The 11,020-nt window shown below is 70.5% G+C and carries 10 protein-coding genes; 6 read left to right on the forward strand and 4 right to left on the reverse strand.

The genetic code is table 11. The features are described from left to right. The coding region (locus VK611_26945) for a hypothetical protein (GenBank protein HMG45000.1) at positions 1 to 214 on the forward strand (214 nt) is incomplete at its 5' end. A gap of 279 nt (positions 215 to 493) precedes the next feature. Continuing rightward, the gene (locus VK611_26950) at positions 494 to 1,729 is read left to right on the forward strand and encodes a peptidoglycan DD-metalloendopeptidase family protein (GenBank protein ID HMG45001.1); all 1,236 of its coding nucleotides are present in this window, start codon (positions 494 to 496) and stop codon (positions 1,727 to 1,729) included. A gap of 107 nt (positions 1,730 to 1,836) precedes the next feature. On the opposite strand, the gene VK611_26955 is transcribed toward VK611_26950, so the two are convergent. The 3 genes from VK611_26955 to VK611_26965 are packed head-to-tail and all read right to left on the reverse strand — an operon-like array spanning position 1,837 to position 3,204. Continuing rightward, a complete protein-coding gene (locus VK611_26955; protein ID HMG45002.1) occupies positions 1,837 to 2,457 on the reverse strand; it encodes a dihydrofolate reductase family protein in 621 nt (206 codons plus the stop codon). A 34-nt stretch (positions 2,458 to 2,491) separates the two neighbouring features. After that, positions 2,492 to 2,836 (reverse strand): SRPBCC domain-containing protein, encoded by a 345-nt coding sequence (locus VK611_26960; protein ID HMG45003.1) that lies wholly within the window; start codon positions 2,834 to 2,836, stop codon positions 2,492 to 2,494. Next, positions 2,833 to 3,204 (reverse strand): metalloregulator ArsR/SmtB family transcription factor, encoded by a 372-nt coding sequence (locus tag VK611_26965; GenBank protein HMG45004.1) that lies wholly within the window; start codon positions 3,202 to 3,204, stop codon positions 2,833 to 2,835. Before VK611_26965 ends, VK611_26960 begins: the two co-directional genes overlap by 4 nt. Before the next feature lie 235 nt (positions 3,205 to 3,439). Between VK611_26965 and VK611_26970 the strand changes: the two genes are divergently transcribed. From VK611_26970 to rph, 4 genes are all read left to right on the forward strand, one after another. Further along, positions 3,440 to 5,563: a hypothetical protein gene (locus VK611_26970; GenBank protein HMG45005.1), complete on the forward strand. Its 2,124-nt coding sequence runs from the start codon at positions 3,440 to 3,442 to the stop codon at positions 5,561 to 5,563. A 49-nt stretch (positions 5,564 to 5,612) separates the two neighbouring features. Then, complete coding sequence (locus tag VK611_26975) at positions 5,613 to 6,188, forward strand: sigma-70 family RNA polymerase sigma factor (protein ID HMG45006.1); 576 nt, start codon at positions 5,613 to 5,615, stop codon at positions 6,186 to 6,188. Then, entirely contained in the window at positions 6,185 to 7,351 is a 1,167-nt protein-coding gene (locus VK611_26980) for a hypothetical protein (protein ID HMG45007.1), read from the forward strand. The genes VK611_26975 and VK611_26980 overlap by 4 nt, the downstream gene beginning before the upstream one ends. A gap of 456 nt (positions 7,352 to 7,807) precedes the next feature. After that, the gene (gene rph / locus VK611_26985) at positions 7,808 to 10,402 is read left to right on the forward strand and encodes a rifamycin-inactivating phosphotransferase (protein HMG45008.1); all 2,595 of its coding nucleotides are present in this window, start codon (positions 7,808 to 7,810) and stop codon (positions 10,400 to 10,402) included. 165 nt (positions 10,403 to 10,567) lie between these two features. Here the strand turns inward: rph and VK611_26990 are convergent. Next, the coding region (locus VK611_26990) for a GNAT family N-acetyltransferase (protein ID HMG45009.1) at positions 10,568 to 11,020 on the reverse strand (453 nt) is incomplete at its 5' end.

The following is an 11,020-nucleotide window of genomic DNA, read 5'->3' on the forward strand; positions in this document are numbered from 1 at the left end:
CCTGTGGGTGGGTGGCGTGACGCTCCCCCTGGCGTTGGCAGATCTGGGACTGATCGACGAGTACGAGTTCCTTGTGCAGCCGGTCCTTGCCGGACACGGGCCGACGTTGCTCGCCGGTCTGCGCGAGCGCATCCAGCTCGAGCTCGTGGATCGCCGTGAGTTCCGGTCGGGGGCGGTCGCCCTGCGATACCGGCCCACGCGGGTTTCGGCTTGACGACGGCAGCGGGGCGATGGGACACGGCGACGTTGAACCCCGACCTCAGTGCGTCGTAGCCGGCGTCACCCGGTCGGAGCAGCCGACTCGGCGTAGCGGTGGCGGCGGTATCGGAAGCCATGCCCCGATGATCCGGCCCGCCCACCAGGAAGTATTGAACGTTCCGGACATCCGGGGGTTCTCCCGCCCAACCCACCGGCCCGGGTGTGCGTAGTATGACGATCTGATGTCGAAGCCGCCTCTGGGGTGGGCGGTCGGCGATCAGGGAGGGCGACACGGGTGGTGCGGAACCAAGTGGGCGGTCGTTGGGCGGCCACGCTGGCGGTGTTCGCCGCGGTGATCACCGCAGTGTCCGCCGTGGTGGCGGTGGCGCCCGGATCGAGCAACGCGACACCGGTCCAGGAGGGCCCCTCCGACACCGGGAGCGACGAGGAGGCCGTCGTGGCGATCGACGTCCAGGTCGCCGACGGTGACGCCGCCGCGATCACCCAGGCGCTCGACGAGATCAACGCCAACGTCGGCACCCAGCTCATGCAGCTGAACGCGGCCGAGACCACCATCGCCGAGAAGCTCGGCGCGCTGGCCGACGCCGACACCGCCATCCGGTCGACGGAGGGCAAGATCGAGTCGCTGACCTCGACGAGCGACTCGGTCGTCGTCACCCGCTACATGAACCCGCCGTTGGAGACCGCCGTCGAGTCGCTCACGGCCGACTCGGTGGCCGACGCCACGGTGAAGCAGGCGCTGCTCGACATGCGTGCCGACGACGCCGCCGAGCAGCTCTCCGAGCTCCAGTCCGCCCGCCGGAAGCTCGAGGAGCAGAAGGAGCTCGAGCAGCAGGTCAGGGCCGACGCCGAGCAGGCCAGGTCGTCGGCCGAGGCGGCGCTGGCCGACCTGCAGGCCGCGGCCAACCAGCAGACCCAGTTCATCCTCGACGTCGAGGAGTGGCTGATCAGCCCCGACGGCGCCCTCCGGCTGGCGGCGCAGAGCCCCGCGGAGGCCGCCCGGGTCCAGTCGATGACCGACGAGCTCACCACCAAGATCGCCGACCTCGAGCAGGCCGAGCAGACCCGCGAGGCCGAGGCCGCGGCGGCCGAGGAGCGGCGGCGGATCCTGAGGGGCGGCTTCATCTGCCCGGTCGACGGGCCCATGCACTTCCGCGACAGCTGGGGCGAGCCCCGTCCGGGCGGACGGGTCCACAAGGGCACCGACATGATGGCGGCCACCGGCACCCCGGTCGTGGCGCCGGCCAACGGACGACTCGTCCACAAGGGCGACTCGATCGGCGGCATGAGCTTCTTCATCTACGGCGACGACGGCCACGAGTACTTCGGCACCCACCTCTCGGCCTACGAGAACCAGGGCGCCGGCTGGGTGGAGGCCGGCACGCTGATCGGCCGCGTCGGCGCCACGGGCAACGCCGACGTCTCCCACCTCCACTTCTCCTACTACCCCAACGGCGGCGCGTCGGTGAACCCCTACCCGCGCCTCGCCGAGGTCTGCCCCCAGTCCTGACGCGGCCCCGGCGGACGAGGGTCCGGGAGGTCAGGAGCGTCGATCTGCTGGGGGGATCAGGACGTGGAGCTCGCCCGGGGTGACGGACGGTCACGGCGGGCGGCCGATCAGGGGCGCCGGTAGTGCAGGCCGACGGCCCCATGGGCGAAGGTGGTGGTCTCGGCCAGCTCCCATTTCGACGCGGGGAGGCCGTCGGGCAGGAGCCGAAGGCCGCCTCCCACCACGGACGGCACGATGGCCATGCGGAGGTCGTCGACGAGGTCGGCCCGCAGCAGCTGGTGGATGATGCTGGCGCTGTTCATGACGAAGATGTCCCGCCCTGGCTGCTCCTTGAGCGCCTCGACCTCGGCCTCGAGCGGCCGGCTGGCGAGGCGGGAGTTCTCCCACTCGGTGGCCGTCAGCGTGGTGGAGAAGACGACCTTCTCGACGGCGTCGATCCACGCGCCCAGGTCACGGACCTGGGCCGGCATGCTCGGGTCCCGGGTCATGCCCGGCCACACGGAGTAGAACCCCTCGTAGTTCTTGCGGCCGAGCAGCGCTGTGCTGGCGCGTCGCCAGATGCCCTCGAAGTAGGCCGACGTCTGCTCCTGCCCGGCGTGCTCGTAGAGCCACTGGTCGTGCGCCGGGCCGCCAGGCCCGCTCGTGCACCCGTCCATCGACACGCTGGCCCACGCGACGACCCGGCGACCCGTGTTCTCAGCCATCACCGTCTCCTCGTTCTCAGCCATCACTGTCTCCTCTCTCCCCGACTCTCCTGCGCGCTCAGAGCTCGGCGGCGAGGGCGTCGAGCTTGGCGTAGCCCTGACCGTCGAACGTGAAGGTCTGGACGATGCGGTCCTCGCCGATCTCGTGGAAGCTGCCGTGGAAGCCGTATTCCTCGCCGTCTCCTCCGGAGACGTAGCGCCAGCGGCCGCCCGTCGTGGCGTCCCAGTCGAGGACCTTGGTCTCCATGCCGTTCGGCCCGACCCAGCGGACGAACAGCGCGGGGTCGGTGTGCGCGCGCATCAGCTGCGTCGGTGTGGCGTCGAAGTCACGGGTCATGCGGATGATCGGGAGGTTCGGGTCGGCCTCGATCGAGACCTGATGGCGGTTGGGGGTGGCATTCATGACGCTGCTCCTTGCTGCGGGTGTCGGGGGTGGGTTGGTGGTTCGTCATCCCGCATCTCGGCGAGGATGGCGTCGAGGCGCTCGTAGCGCTCCTGGGCCTGTCGGCGGTAGCGCTCGATCCACTTCGTCATCAGGTCGAAAACCTCCGCTTCGAGGTGGCACGGTCGCCGCTGGGCGTCCCTGCTCTGACTCACCAGGCCGGCGTCGGCGAGCACCTTGACGTGCTTGGACACCGCCTGGATGGAGACGTCGTAGGGCCCGGCCAGCTCCCCGACGGTGGCGTCGCCCACGGCGAGGCGGGCCACCATGTCGCGCCTCGTCGGATCGGCGAGGGCGGCGAATACTCGGGACAGCCGGTCGTCGGCCACGGACAGCTCCTTATACAACTGATTGGTTGAATACGAAGCTACGCCTGTCCCCCGCCGTTGTCAACCATTTGGTTGAGGAGTGACGGCTGGCGGCGGGCATCCCAGTGGGCCGGATCCTATGTAGATCCAACGGTCGTGGATCCGGCGTGCTGACTACGCTTCGGCAGGTCGGGGATCTGTTGGCGGGGGGTGCAGCGTGCGGCGTGCGATGACGGCGGCTTTGGCTTGCCTACTGGTGACGGCGGGGTGCAGGTATCACCCGACCGACACGTGGAGCCCTCGTGCGATCGAGGCCCGGCTGGAGATCAACGCCCTGCTCGACCAGGCAGACGAAGCCGAGGCGCAGGGGGACGACACGGCCGCCGCCGCGTTCCGGGCCGAGGCGACCGACCTCGAGTGCGAGGTGTTCGCCTGCGTGACCTCGGTCGGGTCGACGACGGTCCTGTTCGACCCGACGTTGGCCGGGGGGTTCTTCGATGCGCCGTGGCCGTCGGACACCCGGTTGCGGGCAGATGGCTCGATCGATCTCGCCGGGTTCCCCGGACGTGACACGATCGCCATCGCCGACCTGGTGCTCGGCCGCGGCGAGGCGGCCACGTTCGGGTTCGGTACGAACAGCGCGGTCTACTTCCGGGTGTCCGGCGGGATCGACGCCGGCACGCTGCCGATCTCGGCCGAGGCGTCGGTGCTGCGGCGTTCGACCGCGGTCCTGCTCGACCTCGACGACCCGGCCGCGGATCCGGTGCCGCTGCTGGTCGACGCCAAGGCCGAGGGCACGGCCCTGCGCCCGTCCAACCTCGTGACGCTGCTCCCCTACCCGGGGCATCCCCTGCGGCCCTCGACCCGGTACGCGGCGGCGATCTTCAGCGGCGTCCTCGACACAGCGGGCGATCGCCTGGCACCGTCGCCCTTGCTCGCGGCGCTCGACGGGCCGGCGCCCACCGGGGTCGAGCCCGCCCCGTGGACGGCCCTGGGCCAGGACCGGGACGCCACGATCGAGGCGGTGCGCGCTCGCACGCTGTGGCACCCGAGTGAGCTGGTCGCCTTCACCGCGTTCACCACCCAGGACCCCACCTCCGAGATGGACGCCGTGGCGGCCGCAGTGGCCGCGCTGCCACAGCCCGAGGTGGCCTCCCGCCAGGCCGCCACCGCACCCTGCACCGCCGGGGGCACCTCCCGGAGCACCGGGCGGCTGGCGCTGCCGGTGTGGCAGGCCGGGACGCGACCGTTCCTGAACGAGGGCGGTGGGATCGTCGTCGGTGGGGACGGGCTGGCCGTGCAGCAGGGCGTGGAGCTGGGCACCAGCGGCCAGGGGGTGCTGCTGGACGTCGCCATCCCCTGCGGTCCCGCCCCCGAGGACGGCTGGCCCATCCTCATGTGGATGGCCGGCACGGGCGGCGCCGCTCGAGCAGCCCCGATCACCGAACTGGGCCCGAACCTCCCCTACGCGGTGTTCTCGATCGCCCCGCTGTACTCGGGCGACCGGCTGATGCCGGTCCCGCCGCCCTTCGACACGTCCGACTTCTTGTTCTACAACCACCTCAACCCCCTCGCCGGCCGCACCAACCAGCTCCAGCAGGCTGCCGACGTGCTCTACCTCGAGCGGCTGACCCACGCCTTCACCCTCTCGCCCGGCGAGGTCTCGGGCTTGGGCGTGGACGGGCGCTTCGACACCTCCACCGTGGTGCTGGGCGGACACAGCCAGGGGGCGGGCACCCTGCCCCTCACCCTCGCGGTGGCGCCGCCGAACGTGCAGGGCGGGTTCATGTCGGCGGCCGGCGCCGGTCTCTACCACTCGATCGTGCACCGCGGCGATGTCCGCGCCCTGGTCGACGGCCTCCTCGCCGCCGAGCCCGGCGAGATCGACATGTTCCACCCCTACCCCCACGTCCTCCAGACCTTCGCCGAGGTGGCCGACCCCGCCAACTACGCATCGGCGGTCACCGCGGACGTCGTGGTCTACGCCGGTCTGCAGGACGGCTGCACCTCGATCGAGACCAGCACCCACCTGGCCCAGGCGCTCGACATCCCGATCGCCAACCCCCAGGCCCGCCAACCCCTGTTCGGCCCCGAAGGCCTGGCCCACATCCCCGGCTTCGCGTCGCCCTTCGAGCCCGCGATCGTGACCACGCCCGTGTCGCAGAACCTGCCCGGTGGCCGCACCGGAGCGGTGGTGCAGGTGGACACGGGCCACTTCGGCGCCCGCGCCTACCCCAACATCGGCCGGTCGTTCGTCGACTCGATCGCCGCGGGTGGACCCGTGGTGATCGACCCCGGGCCCACGCCCCCGGTCGCCCCCGGCACGCAGTGCCCGCGCTTCGGCCCTCCTCCGGTCCCGCCGACCCCTCCCGATCCCTGATCAGGTCGAACCCTGTAACAAGATGGGCGTGCGGGCGCGAATACCGGTCATGAGCTTCGCCGGGCATGTGACCGACGCAGAGCTGCTCGCGGCTGTCCCCGATGATGTGGTGGCCTACGAGGAGTTCTATCGCCGCTATGTGCGGCGGGTGACGGCGTTCGCGGCCAAACGATGCTCATGCGCCGAGGATGTTGCGGACGTCGTGGCTGTCACGTTCGTCCGACTTCTCGGCGCGGCCCGGAGGTACGACCCCGCCCGGGGTGAGCCCGCCGCGTTCATGATGGGGATCGCGGTCAACGTGATCCGTGATCAGGTGCGCCGTGATGCCCGCCAGCAGGCGTTGGTGTCGAAGCTGGCAGCTCGCGATCAGCTCGACGACGACGACGTCGATCGGATCGATGCGGCGATCATCGCCACACAGCTCACGGCCGACATGCGCGACGCTCTGTCGGCGATCCCTCGCGGCGAGCAGGACATGTTGCGGCTCGTGGCGAACGGTCACACGCAGGAGCAGGCGGCCGCCGAGCTCGGCATCTCACACGGTGCCGGTCGTGTTCGGCTGACGCGTGCCCGGCAGCGCCTCCGGCAACACATCGATGCCGACGCCGAGGAGACCACGCGATGACCGACGAGATGCGGGACGAAGTCCCGGTTCCCCACTACGAGAACGCACTGTGGCACACGCTCGCCAAGATGCACGCCGAGCAGGGTTCGGCCGCCACGCCCACCCCCGCGCCGCCCGCAGTCGCCGAGGTGCGGCTGCGGCGTCGGGCCCGCCGGCTGTTCGTCGCCGGCGTCGGCTCGATGGCGGCCGCGGCCGTCGTCCTGGCGGCGATCGTGGCGATCGACTCGGACCAGTCCCCGGATACCGAGGCCTCGGACGACACCTCGCCGACGGGCGCGCCGGAGATGTCCCTCGCCGCCCAGATCACGGCGGCGACCGACGAGGCGTCGACGAGCTCGCTCATCCACACCCTTCGGGACAACCAGTACGACGCCGACGACGGCACGCCCATCGGGGACGAGGAGGTGTGGACCGACGAGCAGACGGGCGCCATGCGCACCCTCGCCTACGGCTCCGACGGGCAGCCGAGCTTCGACACCGGCCGGGCCGTTGCACCGGCGGTCGACGATCCCGGGCCACCGCCGATCCCCCCCGGCGCCAACCCGTTCGACCCGTCGTTGCCACAGGAGCGGCTCCGCCAGGTCGACCACTGCTTCGCCGAGTACCGGGAGTACGACCAGACCGCGATCCCCGGCAGCAACGAAGCCGAGCAGATCGGCGAGTGGCTGGCCCAAGGCTCGCTGGTCGAGGACGGCACCGAGGTCATCGACGGCCGCGAGCTGATCCGCCTGGTCCAGGTGCCGGTCGGGCTGGAGCCCCGAGGTGACGACGAGGGGGCCGAGTCCCTCCCGGCGGCGACGACCACCGTGCCGTTGACAGACCCGGACACCGACAGCGCCGATACGGACATCGAGAGCCTGGCCGACCTCGTCGAGCAGAGCCTCGCCGGCCAGGATCCGGACACCGACAGCCTCGATCCGGACACCTTCGAGTACGTCGAGCACATCTATCTCGTCGACGCCGAGACGTACCGACCGGTGCGAGTCATCGGTTACCCCGGCGAAGCTCCCGACTACAGCGACGCCATGTACGTCGCGACCATCGAGTACCTGCCTCGGACGCCCGAGAACATGGCGCTGCTGAGCACGCCGGTGCCCGACGGCTTCGAGCAGGTCGCCGAGCTGCGGGGCGACGGCGAGAGGTTCGACGAGTGCGGCTGGTGATCCCGGCCAGCACGGCCTAGCGGGCCCGAACCAGCCGGCCAACCCGATGGTGGTGTCGTCGTCCACGGGGACGACGACACCACATCAACGATCGCCGCATGGCCCAAGCGCCGTCCGCACGCCGGCAGGGCCGCTAGGTGATGAGCTCCAACGGGTGGGTCCCGAGTCATCCGTGGTCGCCGATCCACAGTCGAGTCGTTCGTCGTCGGAGACCGACCACAACAAACTCAAGAACGACCAAACGACCACAAACGACTCGCCAACACGGTGCGGCCGACGATCGCCGTCGTTCCCCAAGCTGGTCAGCTCGCCTGCATCATCGAGCGTGGACCTTTGCCGCCATTAGAAAAGTAGCGCGAGGGAGGGGGCTTGCCGCAAACGACCCAAACGTGCTCACCATGACCGTCCGCTGAGGCGATCACGGCCACAACTGACGACGCCAGGGAAGGTGAACGGATGGGCAGCTACGTGCTGAGTCTCCGGGAGATCGACCAGACGCAGGTCGAGGTCGTTGGCGGCAAGGGCGCGCACCTCGGGGAGCTCTCGCGGATCGAAGGCATCCGCGTGCCGGCCGGCTTCTGCGTGACGACGGACGCCTTCCGGCGGATCATTGAGGATGCGCCGTCGATCGACGAGCGGCTCGATCGCCTGTCGCGCGTGAGCCCGGACGACCGGGAGGCGATCCGCACGCTCAGCGCGGAGGTCCGCCGGACCGTCGAAGGGATCGCCATCCCCGACGATCTGGCGGTAGCGATCACCCGCGCGCTCGGGCGGCTCGGCGAGCATGCCGCCTACGCCGTCCGCTCCAGCGCGACGGCAGAGGATCTGCCGACGGCCTCCTTCGCCGGCCAGCAGGACACGTACCTGAACGTCGTGGGGGCGGCGGCGATCCTCCAGCACGTCAGCCGGTGCTGGGCATCGCTCTTCACCGAGCGGGCCGTGACCTACCGCCTGCGGAACGGCGTCGACCACCGGAAGGTCCACATGGCGGTGGTCGTGCAGCAGATGGTCTTCCCGCACGCCGCCGGCGTCCTGTTCACGGCCGACCCCGTCACGGGCAACCGGAAGGTCGCCTCCGTCGAGGCCAGCTTCGGCCTCGGCGAGGCCCTGGTCTCCGGCCTGGTCAACGCGGACGCCTACCAGGTGCGCGACGGCGAGGTCGTCGCCAAGGCGGTCGCCACCAAGCAGCTCGCCATCCACGCCCTGCCGGGTGGCGGGACTCAGCAAGTGGCGATCGACCCGGAGCGGCAGGAGCAGCCGGCGCTGACGGATCCGCAGGTCGTGCGGGTCGCGCAGCTCGGCCGACGGATCGAAGCGCACTTCGGCCGCCCCCAGGACATCGAATGGTGCCTGGTCGACGACGACTTCCAGATCGTCCAGAGCCGGCCGATCACCACGCTGTTCCCCATCCCCGAGACCGACGACGGCGAGAACCACGTCTACGTCTCCGTCGGCCACCAGCAGATGATGACCGACCCCATGAAGCCCCTGGGGCTCTCCTTCTGGCAGCTGACGACCCCCAGGCCCATGGCCGAGGCCGGCGGGCGCCTGTTCGTCGACGTCACCGAGGTGCTGGCCTCGCCCGCGAGCCGCGCCAACCTCGTGGGGGCCCTGGGGAAGTCCGACCCGCTGATCGGCGACGCGCTGCAGACCGTCGTCGACCGCGACGGCTTCCTCCCGTCGCTCCCGGACGAGGGTCCGGCCTGGACGCCGCCCGGCGTGACGCCCACCCCGATCGAGACCGATCCGGCCATCGTCACCGAGCTGATCGAGCGCAGCGAGGCCTCTCTCGGCGCCCTGCAGCGCGACATCCGGACGAAGACCGGAGCGGAGCTGGTCGACTTCGTCCTGGAGCACCTCCAGGAGCAGAAGCGGACCCAGTTCGACCCGCGGAGCATGCAGGTGATCATGGCGGGCATGGAGGCCACGTGGTGGCTGAACGACCAGCTCCACGAGTGGCTGGGCGAGACGAACGCGGCCGACACGCTCACGCAGTCCGTCCCCCACAACGTCACGGCGGAGATGGGGCTGGCGCTCCTGGACGTCGCCGACGTGATCCGCCCCCATCCCGAGGTGGTGGCCTTCCTGCACCAGGTCGAGGACGACGGCTTCCTCGACGAGATGGCCGGGCTCGAGGGCGGGCCGGAGGCGGAGGCCGCCATCCGGGGCTTCCTCGACAAGTACGGCATGCGCTGCGTCGGCGAGATCGACATCACGAGGCCGCGCTGGAGCGAACGCCCCACCACGCTGGTGCCCCTGATCCTCGGCAACGTCAAGAACTTCGAGCCGGGCGCCGGCGAGCGGCGCTTCGAGCAGGGCCGGCAGGAGGCGGCGAAGAAGGAGCAGGACGTGCTGGAGCGGTTGCGGGCCCTGCCGGACGGCGAGGAGAAGGCCGACGAGACCAAGCGGATGATCGACCGGGTCCGGACCTTCAACGGGTACCGGGAGCATCCGAAGTACGGCATGGTCGGCCGCTACTTCGTCTACAAGCAGGCCCTGCTGGAGGAGGCCGAGCGCCTCGTGCAAGCCCACGTGCTCCGTGAGAAGGAGGACATCTACTACCTCAGGTTGCAGGAGCTCCTCGAGGTCATGCGCACGAACCAGGTGGACGACCGGCTCATCGACCAGCGCAAGGACGCGTTCCGGTCGTACGAGGCGCTCACGCCGCCCCGGGTGTTCACGTCGGACGGCGAAGCCGTCGCCGGGGCGTACCGCCGCGACGACGTACCGGCCGGTGCGCTGGTCGGCCTCCCGGTCTCCTCCGGGACCGTCGAGGGGCGGGCCCGCGTCATCCTCGACCTGGCCGAGGCCGATCTCGAAGCGGGCGACATCCTGGTCACGGCCTACACCGACCCCAGCTGGTCGCCCCTGTTCGTGGCGGTCACGGGCCTGGTGACCGAGGTGGGGGGACTGATGACCCATGGCGCCGTGATCGCCCGGGAGTACGGCCTGCCCGCCGTCGTGGGCGTGGAGAACGCCACCCGGCTGATCGAGGACGGGCAGCGGATCCGCGTCAATGGAACGGACGGGTACGTGGAGATCCTGCCCTAGTTCACAGGATGCCGGCCGAAGGTGGCTGCCGTCATCCATCCGGCGCGGCCGGCGGCGGTGACGTCGTCGTCGGTGGCGGCGCTGGCGCTGGCGGCCAGGTGGTCCTCGGTTGGCCGTGAACGCAGAGTCGTTCTGTGCGGCCCGATCCGATATGGGAGACCTTGGTCAGATGTCGTGGCGGTAGTGAAGCAGCCGGAACAGACCGTTGGTGGCCGGAAGCATCTCGTCATCGAGGCGCCACCCTTGCCGTTCGTAGAAGCGGCGAGCCCTGCTCTGGGCCTCGACGACTCGGAGCCACACGGTTCGATGCCGGGAGCGATCCACGGCGGCGAGCGCCTTGTCGAGCAGGGCCGTGGCTGTGCCGGTGCCCCACGCGGAGGGGAGGACGTAGAGCATGTGTAGCCAGGGACGGCTTCCGGTCAACGGAGTGTGCTCGCACTCGACGACACCGACGATCCCGTCGTCCTCGGCGACCGCGACGATCCTGTCGGCCTGCGCGATGGCGGCGTTCCAGTCGTAGGAGGCCCGCATCTGCGCCTGGACCTCCAGCGCGTCGTCGGTCAGGAGTCCCTGGTAGCCAGCCCGCCACGACTCCAAGTAGACCGACGCGACGACGCC

This window comes from Acidimicrobiales bacterium, assembly GCA_035316325.1.
In the GTDB taxonomy this organism is placed as follows: domain Bacteria; phylum Actinomycetota; class Acidimicrobiia; order Acidimicrobiales; family VFJN01; genus DASXTK01.

What these genes read in the sequence shown, in the direction of transcription:
- VK611_26955 (HMG45002.1), bottom strand. Translation starts at nt 2,457, where the DNA reads ATGGCTGAGAACGAGGAGACGGTGATGGCTGAGAACACGGGTCGCCGG.
- VK611_26960 (HMG45003.1), bottom strand. Translation starts at nt 2,836, where the DNA reads ATGAATGCCACCCCCAACCGCCATCAGGTCTCGATCGAGGCCGACCCG.
- VK611_26975 (HMG45006.1), top strand. Translation starts at nt 5,613, where the DNA reads ATGAGCTTCGCCGGGCATGTGACCGACGCAGAGCTGCTCGCGGCTGTC.
- VK611_26980 (HMG45007.1), top strand. Translation starts at nt 6,185, where the DNA reads ATGACCGACGAGATGCGGGACGAAGTCCCGGTTCCCCACTACGAGAAC.
- rph (HMG45008.1), top strand. Translation starts at nt 7,808, where the DNA reads ATGGGCAGCTACGTGCTGAGTCTCCGGGAGATCGACCAGACGCAGGTC.